The sequence below is a fragment of the Jidongwangia harbinensis genome (assembly GCF_020216025.1).
In the GTDB taxonomy this organism is placed as follows: domain Bacteria; phylum Actinomycetota; class Actinomycetes; order Mycobacteriales; family Micromonosporaceae; genus Actinoplanes; species Actinoplanes harbinensis.
This window is the reverse complement of the sequence record NZ_JAIWNC010000058.1, coordinates 18,139-42,511: the sequence shown is the minus strand read 5'-3', so window position 1 is coordinate 42,511 and position 24,373 is coordinate 18,139. Positions and strand designations below refer to the sequence as shown.

At 73.0% G+C, this 24,373-nt stretch carries 22 protein-coding genes; 11 read left to right on the top strand and 11 right to left on the bottom strand.

The window, feature by feature from the left end; translation table 11 throughout:
• Positions 1-125 precede the first annotated feature (125 nt).
• The gene (locus LDL48_RS40875) at positions 126-1,286 is read right to left on the bottom strand and encodes a site-2 protease family protein (RefSeq protein ID WP_372472306.1); all 1,161 of its coding nucleotides are present in this window, start codon (positions 1,284-1,286) and stop codon (positions 126-128) included.
• A gap of 66 nt (positions 1,287-1,352) precedes the next feature.
• Here LDL48_RS40875 and LDL48_RS40870 point away from each other — a divergent pair, with 66 nt between their 5' ends.
• Both LDL48_RS40870 and LDL48_RS40865 read left to right on the top strand, forming a co-directional pair.
• Positions 1,353-2,438, top strand: coding sequence for a RecB family exonuclease (locus LDL48_RS40870; protein WP_225260566.1), 1,086 nt, complete (start codon positions 1,353-1,355; stop codon positions 2,436-2,438).
• A 1,157-nt stretch (positions 2,439-3,595) separates the two neighbouring features.
• Positions 3,596-4,246, top strand: a complete 651-nt coding sequence (locus LDL48_RS40865; RefSeq protein ID WP_308016556.1) for a response regulator — start codon at positions 3,596-3,598, stop codon at positions 4,244-4,246.
• Between the two features lie 81 nt (positions 4,247-4,327).
• Here the strand turns inward: LDL48_RS40865 and LDL48_RS40860 are convergent, their stop codons facing one another.
• On the bottom strand, positions 4,328-4,948 hold the full coding sequence (locus tag LDL48_RS40860) for a TetR/AcrR family transcriptional regulator (RefSeq protein ID WP_225260564.1): 621 nt from the start codon (positions 4,946-4,948) through the stop codon (positions 4,328-4,330).
• A 116-nt stretch (positions 4,949-5,064) separates the two neighbouring features.
• On the opposite strand from LDL48_RS40860, the gene LDL48_RS40855 reads away from it, so the two are divergent.
• Both LDL48_RS40855 and LDL48_RS40850 read left to right on the top strand, forming a co-directional pair.
• Positions 5,065-6,096 (top strand): medium chain dehydrogenase/reductase family protein, encoded by a 1,032-nt coding sequence (locus LDL48_RS40855; protein WP_225260563.1) that lies wholly within the window; start codon positions 5,065-5,067, stop codon positions 6,094-6,096.
• Between the two features lie 79 nt (positions 6,097-6,175).
• Complete coding sequence (locus tag LDL48_RS40850; RefSeq protein ID WP_225260562.1) at positions 6,176-8,005, top strand: multicopper oxidase family protein; 1,830 nt, start codon at positions 6,176-6,178, stop codon at positions 8,003-8,005.
• A 10-nt stretch (positions 8,006-8,015) separates the two neighbouring features.
• On the opposite strand, the gene LDL48_RS40845 is transcribed toward LDL48_RS40850, so the two are convergent.
• Entirely contained in the window at positions 8,016-8,834 is an 819-nt protein-coding gene (locus LDL48_RS40845) for a DUF4097 family beta strand repeat-containing protein (protein ID WP_225260561.1), read from the bottom strand.
• A 25-nt stretch (positions 8,835-8,859) separates the two neighbouring features.
• Positions 8,860-9,330: a toxin-antitoxin system HicB family antitoxin gene (locus tag LDL48_RS40840; protein WP_225260560.1), complete on the bottom strand. Its 471-nt coding sequence runs from the start codon at positions 9,328-9,330 to the stop codon at positions 8,860-8,862.
• Positions 9,331-9,553: 223 nt separating this feature from the next.
• Here LDL48_RS40840 and LDL48_RS40835 point away from each other — a divergent pair, with 223 nt between their 5' ends.
• Both LDL48_RS40835 and LDL48_RS40830 read left to right on the top strand, forming a co-directional pair.
• The gene (locus tag LDL48_RS40835; RefSeq protein WP_225260559.1) at positions 9,554-10,315 is read left to right on the top strand and encodes an ABC transporter ATP-binding protein; all 762 of its coding nucleotides are present in this window, start codon (positions 9,554-9,556) and stop codon (positions 10,313-10,315) included.
• Entirely contained in the window at positions 10,315-12,864 is a 2,550-nt protein-coding gene (locus tag LDL48_RS40830) for an ABC transporter permease (RefSeq protein WP_225260558.1), read from the top strand. Before LDL48_RS40835 ends, LDL48_RS40830 begins: the two co-directional genes overlap by 1 nt.
• 70 nt (positions 12,865-12,934) lie before the next feature.
• Here LDL48_RS40830 and LDL48_RS40825 read toward each other — a convergent pair whose 3' ends face one another.
• The gene (locus LDL48_RS40825; protein WP_308016555.1) at positions 12,935-13,582 is read right to left on the bottom strand and encodes an HAD family hydrolase; all 648 of its coding nucleotides are present in this window, start codon (positions 13,580-13,582) and stop codon (positions 12,935-12,937) included.
• A gap of 116 nt (positions 13,583-13,698) precedes the next feature.
• The gene (locus tag LDL48_RS40820; RefSeq protein ID WP_225260557.1) at positions 13,699-14,433 is read right to left on the bottom strand and encodes a neutral zinc metallopeptidase; all 735 of its coding nucleotides are present in this window, start codon (positions 14,431-14,433) and stop codon (positions 13,699-13,701) included.
• Between the two features lie 104 nt (positions 14,434-14,537).
• Here LDL48_RS40820 and LDL48_RS40815 point away from each other — a divergent pair, with 104 nt between their 5' ends.
• Positions 14,538-15,338 (top strand): aminoglycoside 3'-phosphotransferase, encoded by an 801-nt coding sequence (locus LDL48_RS40815; RefSeq protein WP_225260556.1) that lies wholly within the window; start codon positions 14,538-14,540, stop codon positions 15,336-15,338.
• Positions 15,339-15,378: 40 nt separating this feature from the next.
• Positions 15,379-16,116, top strand: a complete 738-nt coding sequence (locus LDL48_RS40810; RefSeq protein WP_225260555.1) for a YqjF family protein — start codon at positions 15,379-15,381, stop codon at positions 16,114-16,116.
• A gap of 6 nt (positions 16,117-16,122) precedes the next feature.
• On the opposite strand, the gene LDL48_RS40805 is transcribed toward LDL48_RS40810, so the two are convergent.
• The 4 genes from LDL48_RS40805 to LDL48_RS40790 all read right to left on the bottom strand — a co-directional run bounded on the left by LDL48_RS40805 (position 16,123) and on the right by LDL48_RS40790 (position 18,917).
• Entirely contained in the window at positions 16,123-16,389 is a 267-nt protein-coding gene (locus tag LDL48_RS40805) for an ArsR/SmtB family transcription factor (protein WP_225260569.1), read from the bottom strand.
• A gap of 132 nt (positions 16,390-16,521) precedes the next feature.
• Positions 16,522-17,073, bottom strand: a complete 552-nt coding sequence (locus LDL48_RS40800; protein WP_225260554.1) for a hypothetical protein — start codon at positions 17,071-17,073, stop codon at positions 16,522-16,524.
• Between the two features lie 105 nt (positions 17,074-17,178).
• A complete protein-coding gene (locus LDL48_RS40795; protein ID WP_225260553.1) occupies positions 17,179-17,901 on the bottom strand; it encodes a polyamine aminopropyltransferase in 723 nt (240 codons plus the stop codon).
• On the bottom strand, positions 17,898-18,917 hold the full coding sequence (locus LDL48_RS40790) for a CDP-alcohol phosphatidyltransferase family protein (RefSeq protein ID WP_225260552.1): 1,020 nt from the start codon (positions 18,915-18,917) through the stop codon (positions 17,898-17,900). The genes LDL48_RS40795 and LDL48_RS40790 overlap by 4 nt, the downstream gene beginning before the upstream one ends.
• A gap of 200 nt (positions 18,918-19,117) precedes the next feature.
• On the opposite strand from LDL48_RS40790, the gene hpt reads away from it, so the two are divergent.
• Genes hpt through LDL48_RS40775 form a run of 3 tightly spaced genes read left to right on the top strand, consistent with a single transcriptional unit; the run spans position 19,118 to position 21,150 of the window.
• Positions 19,118-19,684 (top strand): hypoxanthine phosphoribosyltransferase, encoded by a 567-nt coding sequence (gene hpt, locus LDL48_RS40785; protein ID WP_225260551.1) that lies wholly within the window; start codon positions 19,118-19,120, stop codon positions 19,682-19,684.
• Positions 19,681-20,358, top strand: coding sequence for an HAD family hydrolase (locus LDL48_RS40780; RefSeq protein WP_225260550.1), 678 nt, complete (start codon positions 19,681-19,683; stop codon positions 20,356-20,358). The genes hpt and LDL48_RS40780 overlap by 4 nt, the downstream gene beginning before the upstream one ends.
• A 15-nt stretch (positions 20,359-20,373) precedes the next feature.
• Positions 20,374-21,150 carry a class I SAM-dependent methyltransferase gene (locus LDL48_RS40775; RefSeq protein WP_225260549.1) on the top strand — a complete coding sequence of 259 codons (777 nt, stop codon included), beginning with the start codon at positions 20,374-20,376 and terminating at the stop codon, positions 21,148-21,150.
• Positions 21,151-21,156: 6 nt separating this feature from the next.
• Here LDL48_RS40775 and LDL48_RS40770 read toward each other — a convergent pair whose 3' ends face one another.
• Complete coding sequence (locus LDL48_RS40770; RefSeq protein ID WP_225260548.1) at positions 21,157-24,351, bottom strand: LamG-like jellyroll fold domain-containing protein; 3,195 nt, start codon at positions 24,349-24,351, stop codon at positions 21,157-21,159.
• Positions 24,352-24,373: the final 22 nt, after the last annotated feature.

The following is a 24,373-nucleotide window of genomic DNA, read 5'->3' as shown; positions in this document are numbered from 1 at the left end:
CCCGGCCACCGCAACCACCGGCCAGCCAACCGCCACGACGTCCATATCGTCACCAGCGCAAACGCCAACCCGAAAAACAAGAAAACACATAACCCCAGACCACGCCGCACAGGTTAAAACTCAAGCTAGCTTCGCGGGCGTCGGGTGGCGCGCTGCGGCTCCAGCACGCCGGCCAGATCGGCGACGTGCAGAACACCCACGACATCCTCGCCTGCGGTCACCAGGTACTGCGCACCCGGGTGCGCCTGGACCGCGCGCACCACCTGCTCGCCGGTGAGCCCGAGCGGCAGCGCCGGGACCCCGCCCAGCGCCCGGGACACCGAGTCCACCGCGACCCACGGCCGGCGGTCCACCGGCACCTTGGCCGCCGCACCCACGTCCACCAGCGCCACCACCCGCCCGGACGCGTCCGCCACGGCCAGCGCCGGACGGTCCCGCTTGTCGGCCGCACCCCGGCGCTGCGCCTCGGCCAGCGGGGTACCCGACGGCACCGCCAGCACCGGCCGGGCCAGCTCGCCCAGATCCACCAGCGGGAAGCGGCGGGTCATCCGGGCCAGCCGGATCGACTGTCCGGCGCCCTGCCACAACGTGAACACCACCAGCAACACGAACGCCAGCCCGAACAGGGTGAGCAGGTTCAGCCGGTACAGCAGCAGCACCACCGACGCGGTGACCAGCGCGAGACCCCGTCCGGCCCAGCCCGCCACCACGGTCGCCCGGTCCCGGTCCCGCAACACCGCCCAGAGCCCGGCCCGCAACGCCCGGCCGCCGTCCAGCGGCAGCCCCGGCAACACGTTGAACAGCGCCACCAGCACGTTGCTGACCGCCAGCTGGAACGCGATCTGCCCGGCCACGGTCCGGTCCGGCAGTGCCCATGTGGCGGCCGTGGCGATCCCGCCCAGCGCCAGCGAGACGGCCGGTCCGGCCAGCGAGACCAGCGCGTCCACCCGCGGCGACGGGGCGTCCCGGTCCATCTCCGTCCAGCCGCCGAGCAGCTCCAGCGTGATGCCGCGCACCCCGATGCCGTACCGCCGGGCGGTGAGGGCGTGCCCGAGTTCGTGCAACAGCACCGATCCGAGCAGGCAGAGCACAAATCCCAGCCCGATCGCGTACGCCGCCGGCGCGGGCAGGCTCAGCTGCTCCCGCACGTAGTTGCCGTACACGACGGTGACCAGCACGGCGAGCAGCCACATCGAGGCATTGACGTACAGCGGGATGCCGAGCACCCGCCCCACGACGCGCCCCGGTCGCCGGGCTCGCCGCGGCTGCTGCGCGTGGTCCTCCACGCCGACGATGCTACGGAACGTTCCTGGGAGGAGTTTTCGTCGTACCCCTCCCCTAGCCTGGGTGACATGACGGCACAGACGGTGACGCACCTCCCCCCTTCCCCGGCCGACCGTTCCCCCGTGGCCGGCGCGGAGGCGGACGCGCGTCCGCACGGGCCGTCGCTGTCGCCGTCGCGGGCCGCCGACTTCAAGACCTGCCCGCTGCTGTTCCGCTTCCGCACCATCGACAAGCTGCCCGAACAACCCTCGGCCGACCAGGTGCGGGGCACGCTGGTGCACGCCGTGCTGGAGCGCCTGTTCGACCTGCCGGCCGCCGAGCGCACCCCCGAGGCGGCGGCCGATCTGGTCGCTCCGGAGTGGGCGCGGCTGGTCGAGGAGGAGCCGCGGCTGGGTGAGCTGTTCGCGGAGGTGCCGGTCGAGGAACTGGCCGATCCGCAGATCCGGTTCACGCCGTCCGGGGTGCCGGCCCAGCCCACGTCGTCCGAGCCGGCCAAGCCGGTCGAGTCGACCGCGCCCTCGATGCTGGACGGGATGCCGGCCGACGAGAGCGCGCGCCTGGCGGCCTTCCTGCGCGGGGCGAGTGGCCTGCTGCACGGCTACTTCGCGGTCGAGGACCCACGCCGGCTCGAACCGGCCGAACGGGAGAGCCTGGTCTCCACGCTGGTCGACGACGAGCTGCTGATCCGCGGCTACATCGACCGCCTAGACATCTCCCCGGCCGGCGACCTCCGGGTGGTCGACTACAAGACCGGCGGTGCGCCCCGCGAGGCGTTCGAAGGCCGGGCGTTGTTCCAGCTCAAGTTCTACGCCCTGGTCCTGTGGCGCACCCGCGGCGTGGTGCCCAAGGTGCTGCGGTTGCTCTACCTCAAGGACGCCGAGGTCTGCGACTACAGCCCCGACGCCGAGGAGTTGGAACGCTTCGAGCGCACGCTGCTGGCCCTGTCCAAGGCGGTGGAACGCGCCAAGCAGGACCGCGACTTCCGGCCCAAGCCCAGCCGGCTCTGCGGATGGTGCAACCACCAGCGGTTCTGCCCCGAGTTCGGCGGCACTCCCCCGCCCTACCCGGAGCCGCCGGCCTCACCGGCCTCACCGGTCCCGCCGACCTCACCGGTCCCGCCGACCTCACCGGCCTCACCGGTCCCGTCGGCCTGACCGGTCACCCGAACCTCATTCGGTCCCGCCTCGCCAGTCTCCTCGGCAGGCACAGGGCGTCGACCACGTTCCCCAGCCGGGCCCTCGGCGCGGCTGGCCGGCATGCCATTTCGCGGTCCCGGCGGGACACGAGCGGGTGTCGTTGTTCCGGCCCTCATCCGTCGTGGCCCAGCAACGGCGATCATCGTCCAAGCCTGGGTGGAACCTGACCGCGCTCGTCAGTGCCTCGACATCGGTGTTCCAGTGGAACGCTCCAGTGGTACACCAGCGTCGTTATCCGGGCCGGATAACAACGGTGCTGTTCCACCCAGGCAATCGACGGCGTCGGCGTGTACGGGAGGGCCGTCCTGGTGCTGTTCGTGCGCCGGAGGACCCGCCGCCCGGCAACCGTCGCGGATCGTGGCCCGGAGGCACCGCAACGAACCTTGTCGAAGCAGCTGACATTGCCCAGCGCCTCGGCGGACTGCCCGCCTACCGACATCACCTCTCACTGGAACACCAGCGTGGGATTGGGCACCCGATAGGCACCGCGGTGTACCACTGGAGCGCTCCAGTGGCACACCAGCGTCGTTATGCAGGCCGGATAACGACGATGGTGTTCCACCGAGGCGATCGACGGCGTGCGGGCGGAGCGGAGAGGTCGTCCGGGCGCGGTTCGTGGGTGGGAGGTCCGGCTCGGTAAACCTTCGCGGATCGCGACAAGGGGCCGATCCGAAGTGCTGAGTTCCGATCCTGCAAGAGCGGGGCCGCGCACCCGGTGAACCGAGGCGCGACCGGGTGCGCAAGCCCGAAGGCAGTAGCCGACGCCGCCCGAACCGAGCGCCCCCGGCCCCAACCGCCGCACGGTACCGTCGCCTTCGCGCCGCACCGTCGTTTCCGCGCCATACCGTCGCCTCGCGCGGACGCCTCGGGCCAGGACACCGGCGGAAGCGGTCGATCGCCTACGGTAATGCGGCGGCCGTCACGGCCGGTGGCAGGAAGGCGGCGCGGTGACTGGTGGCGACGGCGACGACCGGGCTTCGACGGTGGGCGGACCCGGAACCGCCGCGACCGGGCCCGATCAACGGTCGGCGCCCTCGACGGCACCCGCAGCCGGCCCGAGTGCGAGGTCAGCGGCCCCGGCGCAGCTCGAACACCGGGCGGCCCGCCCGGTACGGATTCTGCTCGCCGACGCCGCGCCGATGCAGCGGTCCGGGCTGCGGATGGCGCTCGCCGCGGCGGACGGTCTCACGGTCGTCGGTGAGGCCGGCGACGGCACCGAGGCGGTCGAGCTGTCCCGGCGACTGCTGCCCGACGTGGTGGTCATGGACGTGGCCCTGCCCCGGTTGGACGGCCTGGCCGCGACCCGGGCGATCCGCGACGCCCGGCTGCCGGTCCGCGTGCTGATCCTGACCGCTGACGACCGGGACGAGCATGTCATCGGCGCGATCGCGGCCGGTGCGGCCGGCTACTTCGGCAAGGACGTGCCGGCGGACGAGCTGGTGTCCGCCCTGCGTGCGGTCGCGGCGCACGGCGCGGTCATCGCGCCGCGGATCCTGTCCCGGCTGCTGACCCGGTTCGCGGACGCGCTGCCCGATCCGGCCACGACCGCCGGCAACGCCCTCGACGCTCTGACCGACCGGGAGCGGGAAGTCCTGATCCACGTGGCCCGCGGTCATTCGAATGCGGAGATCGCCCGTGCGCTGACGGTCAGCGAGACGACCATCAAGACCCACGTCGGGCACGTGCTGACAAAACTGCGGTTGCGCGATCGGGTCCAGGCGGCGGTGCTCGCCTACGAGACCGGCCTGATCAAGCCAGGCAGCTGACAGACCAGCACCGGCAACCCGAGCAACCCGGCACCGGAGACGGCACCACCGGCGCTCGGAGCGGGCCGGAACACGAGCCGGTCAGCGCATCGACAACTCCTCCAGCTCGGCGGTGAACAGCCGGCCGGGATCGAAGTCCATGCCGGTGAAGTGCCCGGCGAGTTCCAGCGACAGAATCCCGTGCAGCCGCGTCCAGAACGTCAGCGCCCGCCGCAACGCCGCCGGTGGCGCGGGATGGCCCTCGGCCCAGTCCCGGTGCTGGGCGACGTACGCGTCGAACGGTCGTGCGGCGCCGCCGTCCGGCAGCGCGGCGCACGCGTCCAGCAGGGTGGTCAGGATCTCGACGGCGATCCGGGTGACGTCGGCGGGTGCGTGGTAGCCGGGCACCGGTGTGCCGTAGATGAGCAGGTACCGCTGCGGGTGCGCGAGGGCCCATCCGCGTAGCGCGTGGGCCAGTCCGGCGGGGTCGGTGCCGGCCGTGCGGAACGTGTCGGCGAGGCTCCGGTACGCGTCGGTGATGAGCCCGGTGATCAGGTCGTCGCGGTTGGCGAAGTACCGGTACAGCGCGGGTCCGCTCAGGCCCATCTGTCTGGCGATGCCGTTGAGGGACAGCGCGGACGCCCCGGTCGTGGCGATCTGCTCCCACGCCCGTTCCTTGATCTCCGTGCGTACCTGGGCACGGTAGCGCTCCCGCGGCGTCATGGACCGCCCCCTCCGCTGTGTGTAGTTAGACGTTATCACTTTTGCTGTTGCATCTCACTCCGATCACTGTTAGAACTTGTAACCGACGCGAGAGATGCTTACCGCAGGAGGTCGTCGTGAACACCGAAGAACTCGTCGAGATCGTGTTGCCGGGCAAGGTCGAGCCGGAGGGGCTGGAGATCCGGCGCGGCGCCGTGCCGGCGGCCGGCCCGGGACAGGTGCTGGTCCGGATGGAGGCGACCGGGGTCTCGTTCGCGGAGCAGCAGATGCGCCGCGGGCGCTACTACGATCAGCCGGCGTTCCCGTTCGTACCGGGCTACGACCTGGTCGGCACGGTGATCGCCACCGGTGCGGGCGTGCCGCCGAGCCTGTCCGGCACCCGGGTGGCCGCGCTGCTCAAGGTCGGCGGGTGGGCCAGTCACGTGGTCGTCGAGGCCGCCGACGTGGTGCCGGTGCCGGACGGGATCAGCCCGGCGGAGGCGGAGACCGTGGTGGTCAACGGCGTCACCGCCTGGCAGATGCTGCACCGCAAGGCGCGCGTCCGCGCCGGGCAGACGGTCCTGGTGCACGGCGCCAACGGTGGCGTCGGCTCGGTGCTGGTCCAGCTCGCGCAGGCGGCGGGCGCCACGGTGATCGGCACCGCCTCGCGGCGGCACCACGACGCCCTGCGTACCCGCGGCGTCCTCGCCATCGACTATCGCACCGAGGACGTCGCCACACGGGTCCGCGAACTCGCCCCGGGCGGGGTGGACGCCGTCTTCGACCACGTCGGCGGGCGCAGCGTGATCGACTCCTGGGGAATGCTCGCGCCCGGCGGAACGCTGGTCGCGTACGGCACCGCCTCCACCCGCGACGACACGGGCTCGCAGCAGTGGCCCGTACTCCGCCTGCTCGGCCGGGTCTGGTGGTGGAACGCGCTGCCGAACCGCCGCCGCGCCTACTTCTACAACCTCTGGGCCGGCAAGACGCTGGCCGGAGACCGCTTCCGGGCCCGGGTGCGCGCCGACCTCGCCGAGGTGTTCGCCGCCATGCAACGCGGCGACGTCACCGCGCAGATCGCCGCCCAGATTCCGCTCGCCCACATCGCCGAGGCCATGCGGCTGGCCGAGTCCGGCACGGTCGCCGGAAAGATCGTTCTCAACCCCTAACCCGCGGCCTCCCGGCCGACCCCGGCTCGCCGAGCCGCGCGGATGGGGCCGGGCAGCCCCCTTTCTCGAAGGTGGTCCGGTGTTCGAACCCCTGCTCATCACCGACATGACGCTCGCCGTGCTGGTGATCGGTGCCGCGCTCGCCCTCGCCCGGCGGGCGTCCGGCCCGGCCCGGCTGCTCCGGCGCTGGCTGTACGTGACGGCGGCCCTGGTCGCCGCCCGCCTGGTCGTCGCCGGCCTGATCCTCACCGGCGGCGCGGCACTGGCCGACGCCCGCCTGGTCGTGCAGGTACCGCTGGCGCTGCTGCCGGTCGCCTGGGCGGTGTGGCGGCCCGGCCCGGCGCCCGCCCACGTCGCCTCGGCCGGCGCCCTGTTGTCGGCCTTCTGGCTGGTGGTGCCGTTCGGCCCGCAGGACACGGCGTTCGTGCTCGCCGGTTCGGTGGCGACGCTGGCGCTGATCGCCGGCCTGTCCCTGGCGCTGCGCGGCCGGCGCCGGGCGGGCTCCCGACTGGCCCGCCTGCCCTGGCTGGCCGCGGCGTTCGTGCTGGCACCCGCGGCCGCGCTCGTGCTGGGCAGCCAGGCGAACGCCGGGGCGGCCGAGCACCACCACGCGGCGCCCGGCGACATCGGGGTCGATCAGCTCACCGGGCCGCGCACCGGTACGCCCGACGTCCGGCTGACGCTGACCGCGGCGCGCGGCACCGTACGGCTCGCCTCCGGCCGGACCGTGGACGCCCTCACCTTCAACGGCGTCTCCCCCGGCCCGGAGATCCGGGCGAAGCAGGGCCAGCTGGTCGAGGTGACGCTGGTCAACACGGACGTCACGGAGGGCGTGACCGTGCACTGGCACGGCGTCGACGTGCCGAACGCGGAGGACGGCGTGCCCGGGGTGACGCAGAACGCGGTCCGGCCGGGCGAACGGCACGTCTACCGGTTCGTGCCGACCCGCTCCGGCACGTTCTGGTACCACACCCACCGGGACGCGCTGCACACCGTGCAGCGGGGCCTGTTCGGGGCGCTGATCATCGCGGACCCGGCCGGACCCGAGGTGTTCGAGCGCACCGTCTTCGCCCACCGGTGGCCGGCCGGTGGCGATCAGGTCACCGCGTTCGGCCGGGCCGACGAGCCGGCACGGCACGCCGTGGCGGCCGGCCGCCGGACGCTCCTGCGGCTGGTCAACAGCTCCGCCGAACCGCAGCGCGTGCACGTCGGCGGCTCGCCGTTCGCGGTCGCCGCGATCGACGGCAACGCGGTCACCGGCGCCACCCCGCTCGCCGCCGGCACCGGCCTGCTGCTGGCCGCCGGCGGCCGGTACGACATCGCCTTCACGATGCCGCCCGGCCCGGTGACGCTGACGCTCGACGGCTCCGGCGCGGCGCTCGCGCTCAGCCCGGACGGCACCGCCGGCCCGGCCGCCCCGGCCACCGGACCGCTGTTCGATCCGCTCGCCTACGGCTCCGCGGCGCCACCCGCTCCGGAGGGGTTCCAGCGCTCGTTCGACCTTCGGCTGGACGACGGGCTGGGCTTCAGTCAGGGCCGGTTCGGGTACGTCAGCAGCCTGATCAACGGCCGGCTGTACCCGGCGGTGCCCACGCTCGTGGTGTCCCGGGGCGACCGGGTGAAGGTGCGCATCGCCAACCGCAGCGTCATCGACCATCCGATCCACCTGCACGGCCACCGCGTCCGCGTGCTGTCCCGCAACGGCACCCCGGCGGGCGGCGCTCCCTGGTGGACCGATACGCTCAACGTGGCGCCGGGCGAGGTGTTCGAGATCGCGTTCACCGCGGACAACCCGGGCATCTGGATGGACCACTGCCACAACTTCGAGCACGGCGCGGACGGCATGGTCATGCACCTGGCCTACACCGGCGTCCGCACCCCGTACGCGGCGGACCACTCACCCGAGTGATCCGCCGGGGTCACGCGGCCGCCGGGACGGCGGCGCGCCGGACGTGGATGTCGCCGCTCAGCGTCTGCACCCGCAGTTCGAGCGCCGCGCCGGTGGGCGGGGCCGGGTCCGTCCCCTCCCCGGCCATGGCGAGGTCGGACCTGGTCGAGCCGGACAGCGTGTTCAGGTCCAGCCAGACCGCGGTGCCGGCGGCGACGCCGATCCTGACGTCACCGGACGCCGAGCGGATGCCGGTCCGGCCCCGGTGCACCACGCCGATCTCCACATCGCCGGACGCGGTGTCCACGCCGACCGAGGCTCCGGCGTGCTGCAGGGCGATGTCGCCGCTGGCGGTGTTCAGGCTGACGTCACCGCTGACGTCACCGACTCTCAGGTCGCCGGACGCGCTGCCCATCCACAGCGCGCCGCCGACCCGGCCGATCGTGACGTCCCCGCTGGCGGTGTCGGTCCGGGCGTCGCCGGTGACGTCCTCGATCCGGAGGTCGCCGGACGCGGTCCGCACCTCGGCGGTGGCGAAACTCCCCCGGGCATGCACGTCGGCGGAGTCCGTCCGCACCGCGAGCGAGCTGCCGGTGGGCACCCGCACGGTGATGGCGAGGTTCGCCGAGCGCCGCCACCGCCCGCCGTTGACCTCCGGGGTGCGCACGGCCAGCGTGTCGCCCTCGAGCGTGACGGTGGCGGCCTCCGCGGCGGACCGGGAGGCGTCGGACGAGTCCAGGGGCGCGACGTCGGCGACGACGGTGGTCCGGTCCTCGGCGGTGATCTCGACGGTGCCGCGGTGGCCGTGGACGGTCACCGTCACCGGGGTGGAGCGGTCGAACTCGGGCATCGTTCTTCTCCTTGAGTCGGCGGGGTCAGGCCTGGGCGAAGCCGGTGATGCGGCGGCCGGTGCGACCGCCGTGTGCGGGCGGGCCGGCCGGACGCTGGACCGCGGCGGTCACCGCGCGCACCAGCCAGGCGTTCACCGAGATGCCCTCGGCCGCCGCGGTCTGTTCCACGTGGGTCTTGAGCGATTCGGGCATGCGCAGCGTGAGCCGGGTCAGGTCGCCGCCGTCCGGCACCGGCGGCTCGGGTGGCGGCTCGGCCGCGTGGCTCACCACCAGGTCGGCCTCGCGACCGCGCAGGCGCACCTCGACGGCCGCGTCGCTGAGCCGGGTGGTGATCTCGGCGGCGGCGTCGGAGAGCACCTCCAGCATCACCAGCCGCGCGGACGCCTCCAGCGAGTGGGCAAGCAGCTCGGCCGCGCGTCCGGTCTCCGGTCCGCCCGGTGCGGCCGCGGCCGCGAGGTCTGCCCGGAGCGTTTCCAGGTAGGGCGTCAGGTCCATGCCACCACTATGACGTCACCTATGACGTCAGTCAACCGTCGCACTGATGTCATGGTGGTATCTCAGGGCCAACCCTGAGCCGGCGTAGGGATCACCCGCAGCCGAATCTCCGCGTTCGGCTCCGCCCGGGGGCGGACGACCCGGCGCGTCCGCGCCGCGAGACTGATCTGGCCGGCCGGGCAACGCGCCCGGCCGGTCCAGCAGGTCCGACGAGGGAGAACAAGTGACGGCGACAGATGCCGGCGGAGCGGTCGCGGCACGCGCGAGCAACGTCTGGAAGGTGTACGGCACCGGCGAGGCGCAGGTGGTCGCACTGCGCGACGTCAGCGTCGAGTTCGGGAGCGGGCGGTTCACCGCGATCATGGGCCCGTCCGGCAGCGGCAAGTCCACGCTGATGCACTGCCTCGCCGGACTCGACGCGGTCAGCCGTGGCCAGGTGCACGTCGGCGACACCCAGGTCACCGGGCTCGGCGACAAGGCACTGACCCGGCTCCGGCGGGACCGGGTCGGCTTCATCTTCCAGCAGTTCAACCTGCTGCCCACGCTGAGCGCCCAGGAGAACATCCGGCTGCCCCTGGACATCGCCGGCCGCAAGCCCGACCCGCAGTGGTGGGACACCGTGATCGCGACCGTGGGCCTCACCGACCGGCTGGCCCACCGGCCCAGCCAGCTCTCCGGCGGCCAGCAGCAGCGCGTCGCCTGCGCCCGGGCCCTGATCGGCCGGCCCGACGTGATCTTCGCGGACGAGCCCACCGGCAACCTGGACTCCCGGTCCGGCGCCGAGGTGCTGTCGTTCCTGCGGTCCAGCGTCCGCGAGCACGGCCAGACCATCGTCATGGTCACCCACGACCCGGTGGCCGCCGCCTACGCCGACCGGGTGGTGTTCCTGGCCGACGGCGAGATCGTCACCGAGCTGTCCGACCCCACCGCGGAGACCGTGCTGGACACCATGAAGAAGCTGGACTCGACGGAGCTGGTGCACTGATGCTCCGCGCGACGCTGAAGAGCCTGCTCGCCCGCAAGCTGAGACTGATCCTGTCGGGACTCGCGGTCGTGCTGGGCGTCATGTTCGTCTCCGGCGCGTTCGTGGTCACCGACACGCTGAGCCGCTCGTTCGACGCGGTGTTCGCCACCGCCTACTCGCAGACCGACGTCGCCGTCTCGGCCCAGCCGAAGATCGCGGTGGACGAGATGGAGGGTGAGCAGGTCGCCACCCCGCTGCCCGCGGACGTCGTCGCCCGTACCCGTGCGGTGGACGGGGTCGCCGAAGCGACCGGCCTGGTCAGTGCGGACGGCGCCCGCGTGGTCGGCTCCGACGGCAAGGTCCTGAATTCGTTCGGGCCGCCGCGCCTGGGCGGCAACTGGACCGGCACCGACGACCTGCTGGAGCTGCGGGCCGGCCGGGGACCGCAGGCGGCCGACGAGATCGTGGTGAACCAGACCGTCGCCGACGGCGCGGGCCTCGCGGTCGGCGACCGGGTCGGCGTGCTGACGCTGGAGCCGAAGAAGGACTTCACGCTGGTCGGCATCTTCGGGTACTCCGGGGGGCGGGACAGCCTGGGCGGCGTGCAGGAGGTGCTGTTCACCGAGCCGGTCGCGCAGCGGCTGATGCTGGGCCGGGCCGGGGTCTACAGCGAGATCAGCGTACGGGCGGCCGACGGCGTCACCCCGGAACAGCTGCGCGACCGGGTCGGCTCCGCCCTCGGTGCCGGCTACGTGGTCAAGACCGGTGACCAGCTGGCCGAGGAGAACGCCGCGGACCTGCAGGAGGGGCTCGGCTTCTTCAACAACATCCTGCTCGGGTTCGCGGGCGTCGCCCTCTTCGTCGGCATCTTCCTGATCCTCAACACCTTCTCGATCATCGTCGCGCAGCGCACCCGGGAACTCGCCCTGATGCGGGCGATCGGCGGCAGCCGGGGCCAGATGATCGGCTCGGTGCTGGTCGAGGCGGTGGTGATCGGCCTGGTCGCCGCGGTCCTCGGGCTGGCCGCCGGGGTGGGCGCGGGCGCCGGGCTGGCGTACCTGTTCACCTCGTTCGCCGGCGGCCTGGACCTCGCCCCGATCGGCGTGCCACCCGCCGCGGTGCTCAGCGCGTTCGTGGTCGGTGTCCTGGTCACCGTGGTCGCGGCGGTGCTGCCGGCGCTGCGGGCGGCCCGGATCCCGCCGGTCGCCGCCATGCAGGACGTGGCCACCCCGGACCGGCCGCTGACCCGGCTCACGGTCGCCGGGGCGGTGATCGGCGCGGCCGGTGCGGCCACGCTCGGCGTCGGCCTGTACGGCGACTCCGGCGGCGCCACGCTGACCCTCATCCTGAGCGGCGTACTCGTCTCGTTCATCGGCATCGCCCTGCTCACGCCGTTGGTGAGCCGCCCGGTGGTGAGCGCGCTGGGCCGGTTGTTCTCCTGGTCGCTGCCGGGCCGGCTGGGCCGGCTCAACTCCGGGCGCAACCCGCGCCGGACCGCGATCACGGCGGCCGCGCTGATGGTCGGCATCGCGCTGGTCACCGGCGTCACCGTGGTGATGGACTCGGCGAAGAGCAGCCTGGCCCAGCAGGCCGAGGACAACGTCAAGGCGCAGATCGTGATCGGCGGGGAACAGAACGGGCCGCGCCCGCCGACGTTCGACCCCGAGGTGCTGCGCCGGGCCGCGGCGATTCCCGGGGTACGGGCGGCAGCCGGCGTCTGGAACGACCAGGTGGTGATCGACGGGGAACGCGCCTGGGTGAACGCCACCGACGACCTGGCCCGGCTCGCCGACGCCTACGGCGCCACCGCCGCCTCCGGCACGCTCGCCACGCTCAGGCCGGACCAGGTCGCGGTCAGCACCGAGGAGGCCACCGAGCGGGGGTGGGCGCTCGGTGACCGGCTGACCGTGCAGACCGCACGGGGCGACCCGCGGCCGTACACGATCGTGGCCACCTACGACCCGGCCACCCTGCCCGGCAGCATGTTGCTGCCGGCCGCGGCCACCGCCGAGTTCGGCATCCCGCAGCCCCTGACGGGTTTCGTCCGGCTCGCCGACGGCGCCACCGTCGACCAGGTCCTGCCGCGGGTGAAGGCGCTGGTGGCGGACAGCCCCGAGGTGTCGGCGATGGACCGCAGCGCGTTCGTGGCGCAGCAGACCGGCGACTTCGACACGATCATCACGATGGTGCAGATCCTGCTGGCGCTGGCGATCCTGATCGCGGTGCTGGGCGTGGTGAACACGCTCGCGCTGTCGGTGCTGGAACGCACCCGGGAGCTGGGGTTGCTGCGGGCGGTCGGCCTGGGCCGGGCGCAGACCATGCGGATGGTGACGGTCGAGGCCGTGGTGATCTCGGTGTTCGGCGCGCTGCTCGGCGTGGTGGTGGGCGCCGGCATGGGTGCCGCGGTGGTCCGCGCGCTGGACGGCGAGGGCATCACCGACCTGGTCCTGCCCTGGCAACGGATGGCCACCTACCTGGTCCTGGCGGGCCTGGTGGGCGTGATAGCCGCCATCCTGCCCGCCATCCGGGCCGCCCGCCTGAACGTCCTGGCCGCCATATCCCACGAGTGACCTTGCCGGGAACGGGGGCGCCGATCTTGGAGCTGTGGTGCCACCACCACAGCTCCAAGATCGGCGGAGTTCAGGCGGTTGCGGGGGTGAGGAGCGCGGCCAGGTAGGCCGGGTCGACGCCCTCGAGGGTCTCGCGGAGGTGGACGCCGTCGGTGGGGGGCAGTTCCAGTTCGGCGGGTACGGCCAGCACCGCGGCGCCGGAGGCCAGCGCGCTGGCGATGCCGGTCGGCGAGTCCTCGACCGCCACGCACTCGGTGATCGGCACGCCGAGCAGCTCGGCCGCGGTCCGGTACGGCTCCGGATCCGGCTTCGGCGCCTTCACCTCGTCGCCGACCACCACCACGTCGAAGTTCTCCCGGCCCAGCGTGCCCAGCGCCACCTCGACCAGCCGCCGCCCGGTGGACGTGACCAGCGCGGTCGGCACCCCGGCCGCCCGGACCGCGAGCAGCAGTTCGAGCGCACCCGGCCGCCACACCAGTCCCGCGCCGAACAGCTCGAACACCCGCCCGGTGAGCCACTCGACGTCCGGCGGCTCGGGCCGGTCCGGCTGACCCAGGTCGTCCCGGAAGATCTCCATGGTGCGGCTCATCGGGCTGCCGATCATCGCCTGCCGGGCCGCCGTGGACAGCGTGCCACCCGCCCGCTCGGCCAGCTCGGTGAGCGCGATGTCCCACACCTTCTCGCTGTCGACCAGCGTCCCGTCCATGTCGAACAGCACCGCGGCCGGTAGTCGTGCGTTCAGGGCAGGCCTCCGCTCGGAAATGACGACAGCTCCGCCATTCTCCCCCGCCCACCCCGCGTCCACCGGCGGATGTGACGCAGGCGGCACCCGGCTCAGGACAGGTTGCAGGGCTCCAGGGACTCCTGGTAGCCGTTGCGGAAGGCCCGGGTCCGCTGCCGCGCGGTCCCGTGCGCCCCCTCGGCGAACCAGGGTTGACCGGGTTCGTCGCCGACCGCCTCCAGGCCCCGGGCCAGTTCCTCGGTGTCGGCCTCCTGCAGATCGAGCCGCCCGTCCCGTTCCATGTCGCCGATGTACGCCCCGGCCATGCAGTCCGCCTGCAGCTCCTGCTGGATGGTGAACTGCTTGCGGATGCCCAGCCGCAACTGGACCGCGTGCGCGTACTCGTGACCCAGCAGGTAGAAGATGAACGCGTCGCCGATCTGCCGGAACGCCGCGTACGCCCAGTTGACGTCGTAGGCGATGAAGTCACCGGCGGAGCAGTACGCGGCGTTGTTGCGGCCCAGCGGCTGCCCACCGCACTCCACCTCGCCCTCCCGCTCGTACGGGATCAGCCGGGCCACCGGCCGGAAGTCCAGGCCGGACGACCGGAACCGCGCCGCCCAGTACTCCTCGGCGATCTCCCGCGCATCCGCCACATCCCCGGCGAACTCCTCGGGCGTGTCGGTACCGTCGGGATCGGAGCCGGAACTGCCGGTACGCTGCGGCGCCGGGGCACCGGCATCCACCGGAGCCCCGTTGTCCCGGGGCGCGGCCACACAGCCGAGCGCGATCAGCGCGGCGGCCACCGGAGCGAGGATCGTCAGGCGAGGGCGGCGCAACGCCGGCATACAGATCCTCCGACTGGGGGTGGCGTAAGCGGGACACTCCACGATACGTGTATGGGGCGAACACGGATCATCACCAGGCCGCTATCGATGTGGAGGCGTCAAGCATGCTGTCCGACGTACCGGAAAAGGAGATCGCGGTGCCCGACGCCGTGCGGATGGTCGCGGCGGGACGCCCCGCGAGGCCGGTCTGGCTGAACGTCCTCGGCGGTGTCACGTTCGAGATCGAGTCCGGCGACTCCCGCAGCTTCGTCAAGTTCGCGCCGGCCGGGAGCGGGTTACCGCTGGCCCGGGAGGCGGAACGGCTGGCCTGGGCGCAGCGCTTCACCCCGGTGCCCCAGGTGCTGGCGTCGGGGCACGACGAGACCGGCTTCTGGCTGCTCACCGCGGCCCTGCCCGGCCGCAACGCGGTGGACGCCCGCTGGCTCGCCGACCCCCGGCCGGCGGTCGAGGCGATCGGCCGCGGCCTGCGCGCCCTGCACGACGCGCTGCCGGTGGCGGAGTGCCCGTTCAGCTGGATGGCCGAGGACCGGCTGGCGATGGCCCGGGAACGCGCCGCGGCCGGCCAGATCGACACCGCGCTGTGGCATCCGGACTACCAGCACCTGACCGTGGCGGAGGCTCTCGCCGCCGCGGTCGACCGGCCACCCATCGACCGGCTGGTGGTCTGCCACGGCGACGCCTGCGCACCGAACACCCTGGTCGGCGACGACGGCCAGTGGACCGGGCACGTCGACCTGGCCACGCTCGGGGTGGCCGACCGGTGGGCCGACCTGGCGATCGCGTCGTGGAGCCTGGTCTGGAACTTCGGGCCCGGCTGGGAGCCGCTGTTCTACCGGGCGTACGGGGTGCTGCCGGACGAGGAACGGATCGCCTACTACCGCCTGCTGTGGGAACTGGGGCCGTGAACCGCCGGCCGCCGAGACACGGTGTCCTACATTGCGGCGCATGGTGATCGAGGACGTCACGCCGGAGACCGGCCGCCCGGTACACCGGCCCTGGCTCGTGCAGAGCTGGCGCGACCTGACGTTCGTCCACTGGGCGGTGCCACCGGAGACGGTGGCACCGTTCCTGCCGCACGGCACCGAGCCGGACACCCTCGACGGGGTGACCTACGTCGGGCTGATCGGGTTCCGGATGGTCGGGCTGGGCCTGCTGCGCGGGCCGGGCATCCCGTACCTGGGCACGTTCTGCGAGACGAACGTGCGCCTGTACAGCGTGGACCGGCAGGGCCGGCGGGCGGTGGTCTTCCTGTCGCTGGACGCCGAGCGACTGCTCCCGGTGCTGACCGCGCAGGTCATGCTGCGACTGCCGTACAAATGGTCCCGGATGCGGCTGGAACGGACCGGCGACGTCCTGCGCTACTCCAGCCGGCGGCGCCTGCCCGGGCCGCGGCCCGCGACCGGCGAGTTGACGGTACGGGTCGGCGCCCCGGTCACCGCACCCACGCCGCTGGACCACTTCCTGACCGCCCGCTGGGGCCTGCACACCCGGGCCTGGGGCCGCACCCTGCACCTGCCGAACGACCACCCGCGCTGGCCACTGCACGCCGCCGACCTGCTGAACCTGGACGACACCCTGGTCACCGCGGCCGGGCTGCCCGCACCGGACGGCCCGCCGGTCAGCGTGCTCTACTCTCCCGGCGTGCCGGTGATGTTCGGCGCCCCCGGGGTGGCCGGCCGCTGAACCGGGTCACCCACGGGGGTCCCAGAACCGGCGGTACTGCTCCATCCAGGCGGTGGCGTCCCGCAGCGGCTCGGCCCGCAGGGTGCTGGACCGCCACTGCGCGGAGCGGCTGCGGGTGATCAGGCCGGCCTGTTCGAGCACCTTGAGGTGCCGGGAGATGGCCGGGAGGCTGATCGAGAACGGCTCGGCCAGCTCCGTGACGGTGGCGTCGCCCTCGGCCAGGCGGGCGACGATGGCCCGCCTGGTGGGGTCGGCCAGCGCGGCGAAGATCATGCTGAGCCCGTCGGCCACTTAACCCCTCCGTTAATTAACGACCAGGTTAACGTAGGTCCGCACGCCACTCAGGTCAAGTACGGGCATGCCACTCGAGGTGCTCGCCCGGCCCTGGTGGAACACCGCAGCACGTCACACCTTGCTGGGGATGCGGCGGTGCAGTTCGGCCAGCAGCGTCCGCGGGCCCGGTGACATCAGCCCCACGTCGACCACGTACGCCACCTCGCCGCCGCGCCGGCGGGTTCGGGGACGCAGGCCGGGGCCGGGTGCCACGGTCACCGCGTCCGGCGCCGCCGGGGTGACGATCAGCTCGGTGAACACGCCGCGGTGTCGCAGGCCCACCGCGGCCACCGCGGACCACGGCAGGGACACCGCGCGGCGGCCGGTGGCGGCGAACTCCAGGTGGTGGACGGAGCTGTGCAGGTGGCCGAGGCGGCGCCAGGCGATCAGGATGCCCACGGCGGCGGTCACCACCGGCACGATCAGCAGGCTCTCCAGGACGGTCACCAGGTCGGCCGGCTTCAGGCGGGTGCCGAGGGCGACCAGCACCAGCAGGTAGAGGCCGAGGCAGGGGGCCCAGACGGCGGCGGCCACCCACATCATGGTCACGAAGACCAGGCCGCGTGGCTGGAAGAACGTCGCCGCGTCGTCGGCGGGACCGAGGACCTGCGCAGGGTGTGCCACCTCGCCATTGTGGCCGTTCCGCCGGGTGCGCCGGGCGCGATCGGGCCGATCACGCCACCGTCGGCGGATGGCCGGCCGCGCCACGCGACGCCGAGCGGCGCGGAATCAGGCGGATCGTGCCACGTACACCGTGTTGGCCGACTCGCCGCCGGTCAGCGGGTTGGCGAACGGCACCACGTGACTCTCCGCGTGGGCGAACGCCTGCGCCAGCTCCGCGGCGAACCCGGGGTCGGGCGGATCGTCGGACCACAGCGCGAACACCCCGCCGGGCCGCAGGTGGCGGGCCAGCCGGCGCAGGCCGTCGGCGGTGTAGAACGCGGCGTGGGCGGGGGCCAGCACGTGCCGTGGGCTGTGGTCGACGTCCAGCAGGACGGCGTCGAACCGGCGCCCCGGCCGGTCCGGGTCGAAGCCCTCCGCGGTCGCGGCGAGGGCGAAGAAGTCGCCCGCCACGAACCGGTTGCGCGGGTCGCGGGTGAGGTCCGCGGCGTGCGGCAGCAGGTCGCGCTCGTGCCAGGAGATGACCTCGTCGAGCGCCTCGACCACCAGCTGGGACCGGACCCGGGCGTCGGCCAGCGCGGTGCGGGCGGTGTAGCCCAGGCCCAGCCCGCCGACCACCACGTCCAGCCGATCACCGGCGCAGGCGGCCAGGCCGAGCCGGGCGAGTTCCTCCTCGGCGACGGTGAACAGGCTGGACATGAGGAAGTCGTCGTCGATCTTGACCTCGTACACGTCGACCTGCAGTCGGGGGTCGAACCGCCGGCGCAGGCTGATCTCCCCCATCGGGGTGCGGCGGAAGGCCAGTTCCTCCAAGCGCGGGCGGCCGGTCACCGGGGCGCGACGGCCGGCGCCGCGGGCGGTTCCTCGGCGATCAGTTCGTCCGGGTCGTCGACCACGGCGGACGGTTCCAGGCCGACCGCCTCGACGGCCGCGTCCGCCTCCGCCTCGCTGCCCACGCCGGCTTCGGCCAGGTGCTTCACGTAGCTGCGGGTGGCGGTCCAGAGCTTGTAGATCAGCAGCAGTTCGAACGCCACCAGCAGGGCCGCGGCGACCAGGGTGGTGCCGACGATCTGGTGGACCAGCGGGCCGATGATGAAGACCGCCATCTGGAACTCGATGCCGCTGATCACGTGCGCCCGGATGCGCTGGCGGACCAGCGTGTTGCGGATCTTCACGAAGGCGCCGAAGCGGTTCCGGAAGTCGCCGTACACGTCCACCACGGGCCGTTCCCGGCCGAGCATGTCGGTGGTCGAGGTGAGCACCGCCGTACCGTTGCCGACCGGTTGGTGGGCGACCGCCTCCTCGACGAACACCGGCGGTGCCGACCCGACGCCGCGGGCCGCCGCCAGGCGCGCCCGCATCTCGCCCTTGACCTTGCCCATCTGCAGGGCGTTCAGGTAGCGGAACATGTCCAGGAAGATGACCAGGCCGGCGAGCCAGACGTAGACGAAGTCCTCGGTACGGACGTACTGGCCGCCCATCAGCGCCACCGTGCAGACGAGCACCCGCAGCCGGTCGAAGACGTAGTCCAGCCAGGCGCCGAACACCGAGCCGGTGCCCTTCAGCCGGGCGATCTTGCCGTCCATGCAGTCGATCACGAAGCTGAAGTGGAACAGCAGCGCGCCCAGCGCGAGCCAGGCGTAGCTCTGCTGCCAGAAGCACGCCGCGGCGCCGACGCCGAGCAGGAACGCCGAGACGGTGAGCCGGTTCGGCGTGACCGAGCGGAGCGGCGCCACGAGCCACACCAGGCGGGACGCGAGCGGGTCGACCAGCCACACCGTCCACCACGCGTCGCGGTCCTTGTACGTGCGGGTGCGGATCTCGTGCAACGTGAACCGTTGAGCCATCGACGCAACTCCACCGTGATGATCGGGCTGTGAACAGGTAGCCGCGCGGAGATTACCGGAGGCTGTCGAGGAGCATAATGCCGACCTGCAAAAGCGGACAAAAGCATTGGGAGTGTGTTACCCCTCCAATACCGTACGTGGTTGGCCGTCACGGCTCGGCATGCCAGGATCGGGCAGCGGAACGAGTCAGGAGGCCGACGGTGGACGCCGAGCACGTGGCGGACGATCTGGCAGCAGTGTTGTTCACCGAGGAGGAGATCCTGGACCGGGTCGCCGCCCTCGCCCGGGATCTGGCGCGGGACTACGCCGGCCGGGATCCGGTGCTGATCGGCGTGCTGGGCGGGGCGGCCACGTTCACGGTGGACCTGGCCCGGGCGTTTCCGGACCAGGTGGAGATCAGCTGGATGGCGATCCGGTCGTACAGCACCCGCAATCGCGCCTCGGGATCCGTACGCCTGCTCAAAGATCTTGATCTGGACATCACGGACCGCAACGTCGTGATCGTGGACGGAGTGATCGATACCGGTCTGACGATGTCCTGGTTGATCAGCAATCTGGCCCAGCGGCGGCCCGCCTCGGTCGCGGTCTGCGCGCTGCTGCGCAAGGCGGACACCCCGGCGTTCGAGGGCACGCCGACCTACATCGGCTTCGCCGCGCCGGCCGGCCTGATCGTCGGGTACGGACTGGACCACCGCGGCCGGTACCGCAACCTGCGCTGCGCGGCCGTGCTGGCACCGCACGTGTACGCCGCGGTGCCGGCCCGATGACCCACGTGCTGTTCGACTTCTTCGGCACGCTGGTCTCCTACTCGCCCAGCCGCACCGCGCAGGGGTACCCGCGATCGCACGCCCTGGTGCCGCACCTGGCCTATCCGTCGTTCCTCACGCTGGTGGACACGGTGGGCACCGAGTTCGACCGGCGCAGCGACGTCGACGACCGCGAGTTCTCGATGGCCGCGGTGGCCGCCGAGGTGCTGCGGCGGGCGCACGGCCGGCCGCCGGACCCGGCCGAGGTGGCCGCGTTCGAGACCGCCTACCTGGACGAGTGGTCGTCCGGGGTGGTCCAGCTCGCCGGGCTGCCCGGCCTGCTGGCGTCGCTGCGGGCCCGGCACCGCCTGGCGGTGGTGTCCAACACGCACAGCCCGTCGATGGTCCCGGACCTGCTGGACACGATGGGCGTGGCGGACCTGTTCGACGCGGTGGTGCTGTCGGTGGACGTGGGCCGGCGCAAGCCGCACCCGGCGATGTACCGGGCCGCGCTCACCGCGCTGTCCTGCCGGCCGGCCGACGCGGTGTTCGTCGGCGACACGTTCGACGCCGACTACGCCGGGCCGACGGCCGCCGGCATCCCGGCGTACCTGATCGATCCGGCCGGCGCCGCGGACGTGCCGGCGGACCGCCGCCTGGCCTCGGTCTTCGACCTGCCGGACCGGCTGTCGTGACGGGAGGGTGACGCCATGGTCCGGGACCGGTGGGAGGTCGGCGGCGCGTACGAGGCGTACGTCGGGCGCTGGAGCCGGGCGGTGGCCCGGGATTTCGTGCGCTGGGCGGACGTGCCGCCGGGGCGCCGCTGGCTCGACGTGGGCTGCGGGACCGGGGCGCTGACCGCGGCGGTCGTCGCCGGTGCGGCGCCGGCCCGGGTGGTCGGGGTGGACCCGTCGCGGGGCTTCCTGCGCGACGCCGCGGGCCTCCGCGCGGCCGGGGACGCCCGGGCGTTGCCGGTGCGCGACAGGTCGTTCGACGCGGTGGTGAGCGGGCTGGCGCTGAACTTCGTCCCGGAACCGCCGGTCGCCGTCGCCGAACTGGCCCGGGCCGCCGCGCCCGGCGGGGTGGTCGCCGCGTACGTCTGGGACTACGCCGAGGGCATGACGATGATGCGGCACGTGTGGGACGCGGCGGTCGCGCTCGACCCGGCGGCCTGGGCGCGGGACGAGGCGATCCGGTTCGCGATGTGCCGGCCCGGGCCGCTGCGGGAGCTGTGGGCGGCGGCCGGGCTGGCCGAGGTGAGCACCCGGGCGATCGACATCCCGACCGTGTTCGCCGACTTCGACGACTTCTGGCGCCCGTTCCTCGGCGGGCAGGGCGCGGCACCGGCGTACGTGATGTCGCTGCCGGAGGACCGGCGGGCCGCGCTCCGCGACCGGGTGCGGGCCGGCCTGCCGACCGCCGCCGGCGGGTCGATCGCCCTCACCGCCCGGGCCTGGGCGGTGCGCGGCGTCCACCCGCCGGCGTAGCCGCGGCTAGCCGGCCGACAGGGCCGCCACCTCCGCGTCGGACAGCGCCCGGTTCACCACCCGCACGTCGTCGATCGACCCGTTCCAGTAGTCGGTGTTCTGCCCGCTCCACCGCGCCCGCCCGACCGCCAGCGGCCCGGTGCTGACGTCGCCGGCACCGCCCGCCGTGGTCGCCACGCGCCGGCCGTCGACGAACAGCCGCAGCTCACCGGCGGCGTCGCGGACCCCGGTCACGTGGTACCAGCGGCCCAGCTCCGGCGTCATCGGTGCCCGCGCCCGCACGCCGCCGGGCAGGCTGAACGCGAACGCGCCCTGGCCGTACTGCAGGTAGAACGGGTTCTCCCGGCGCCGGCCGTCCTGGCTGACGATGGTGGCGTAGTTGCCGGGCAGCGCGTCCAGCGTCACCCACGCCGAGACGGTGTAGGCGCCGCGGGTGTCCACGACCGGCGACGCGGTCTCGGCGAACCCGCCGTCGCCGCCGAACCGCAGCGCCTTGCCGTTCTTGCCGCCGGCCCACTGCGCGTTGTCGGTGAGCGTCAGATCGCGGTCGCCGGTGCCGTCCCGGGCCACCCGCCCGGTGCCCTCGTCGAGCGACCACGAGCCGGCGCCCGGGTAGTCGGCGTACCCACCGGCGGCGGCGCCCGCGGCGATCACCTGGCGGTTGATCTCCCGGACCGGACCGGGGTCGACCTTGATCTTCCTGCGGTCGTAGGTCCACAGGCCGTTGAGCTCGTTCTCCAGGTCGGTGACCTGGGTGTAGACCGAACCGGACAGTTCCGCGCCGGCCGCCTCCAGATAGAAGGTGCGGGTGTTGTCGACGTACTTCGCGGTCAGCGCCGCCTTGTCGGCCACCCCGCTGTAGATCGCGGCCGGGGCGCCGGGCCACATGTGTCCCGGGGTGCGCAGCGTGAAGCCGCCGTGTTCGCCGTCCATCGCCATCCGGGTGGCGTCCGGGAACGGCGGGTCGTTGTTGACGTAGTCGTGGTGGTCGATCACGTCGCCGGCCCCGGAGTCGCCCTTGGACGAGCAGCAGTTGACGCCGCTGTGCGCGCTGACGACGCGGGACGGGTCGGCGGCCTTGACGGATTCGGTGAGCCGGCCGGTGGCGGCGCGGTCCCACTCCCCCCAGCCCTCGTTGAACACGATCCACCCGATCACCGACGGCGAGCTGTGCAGCTGCCGCATCATCCGGCGGCCCTCGGTGACGAACGCCTCCTGGCCGGCCTCGTTGGTGATGTTCGCCGAGACGAAGTCCTGCCAGACCAGCAGCCCGAGCCGGTCGGCGTGGTAGTACCAGCGCGCCGGCTCGACCTTGATGTGCTTGCGGACCGCGTTGAACCCGAGGTCCTTCTGCGCCCGCAGGTCGAAGACCAGAGCCTGGTCGCTGGGCTGGGTGTGCAGGCCGTCGGGGTAGAAGCCCTGGTCCAGCATGGCCAGGGAGAAGATCGGCTTACCGTTGAGCACCAGCTTGGGGAAGCCGCCGACCTGCTTGACCTCGATCGTACGCAGGCCGAAGTAGCTGGTCACCCGGTCGGTGGCGGCACCCTCGGCGAGCGTGACGTCCAGGTCGTACAGGTACGGGTCGTCCGGGCTCCACAGTCGCGGCTTGGCGATCGGCAGCGTGATCGCCGCGTTCGCCCGGCCGGTCGCGGTGGCCACCTTCTCGCCGCGGTGGTCCCGGGCGGTCACGGTGACCGTCGCCTGCGCGGAGGCACCGGCCGACGCCGCGGTGACCGTGACGCTGCGGTTGTCCCGGGCCGGTGTGGTGACGACGTCGTCGATCGCGGCCGCGGGCACCGGTTCCATCCAGACGGTCTGCCAGATGCCGGACGACGGCGTGTAGACGATCCCGCCCGGGTTGCGCGACTGCTTGCCGATCGGCTGGTTGTCGCCGGTGGTGTCGGTGACCGCGACGACGATCTCCTGCTTGCCGCCCGGCACCACGGCGTCGGTGATGTCCGCGCTGAACGCCGTGTAGCCGCCGGTGTGCTCGGCGACCGGCCGGCCGTTGACCCACACCCGGGCGTGGTGGTCGACCGCGCCGAAGTGCAGCCGCAACCGCTCGCCGCCACCGATCCGCCAGCCGGCGGGCACGGTGACCAGCCGCCGGTAGAACATGTGGTCCTCGTGGCGCTCCAGCCCGGACAGTTGCGACTCGACCGGGAACGGCACCACGATCCGCTCACCCAGGGTACGTCCGAAGACCGGCTGCTCGCCGTCGCGGGCGGCGGCGAACTCCCACGGCCCGTTCAGGTTCTGCCACCGCGGGCGGACCTGCTGCGGCCGCGGGTACTCGGGCAGCGGGTTGCGGGTGTCCAGGTTCTTGCCCCAGGTGGTCATCAGCCGGTGCGCCGAGTGGTTGACCGCGTTGCGCACGATCTGCGGCACCACCTCGCCGCCGGCGCGCAGGCCGCCCTCGCCGTCGTAGGAGAAGCGGACCCGCTGTCCCTTCTGCACCGGGGCGCCGAGGCGGACCACGAGCCGGGCGCCCTCGACCGTCACGCCGCTCACCGGGATCGGCGTGGTGTCGGCCTCGACGGTGAGGTGACCGGCCAGGTCGCCGCCGCCGGTGACCGGGCCACGGAACGCGGCGACCAGCGCGGCCCCGCTCTCCCGGACGGTCAGCTCGACCGGGAAGACCTGGAAGTCCGCCGGTGGCGTGAACGCCGACTCGGGCACGATCTGCTTGGCCAGCGCCGGGCTGGACCAGCGGAGGAACATGTTGGCACCGCCGGTGTCCTGGAACATCTCCAGCCGGATGTCGTACGCCCGGCCCGCGTCCAGGCGCACCGGGGCGCTGTGCTGCTCCACGTCCCAGTCGCCGACCCAGTGGTCGATCACGGCCCGGCCGTCGACGAACAGCCGGAAGCCGTTGTCCCCGATCGCGTGGAACGTGTAGTCACCGGCGGCCGGGGCGGTGATCTGCCCGGTCCAGCGTGCGGTGGTGTGCTCGGTCCGGCCGGTCATCGACTCGAACGACGGCACCAGGTTGGGGAAGTCGATGTTCGGGTCGAGCGCCACCCCGCCCAACTGCCCGAAGTCGCGGGCGCCGGGCGCGGACATCTGGAAGTACTCGCCCTTGAGCCCGTGTCGCGGTGGATCGGCCGGCGCCGCGGTCGCGGGTGGACCGGCGGTCAGGACACTGAGGACGACGGCAGCTGCGGTGACCGCGGCTTGGATGACTCGTGTCGGTCTGAACATGCGTGTTCCTTCGCCGGCCGGT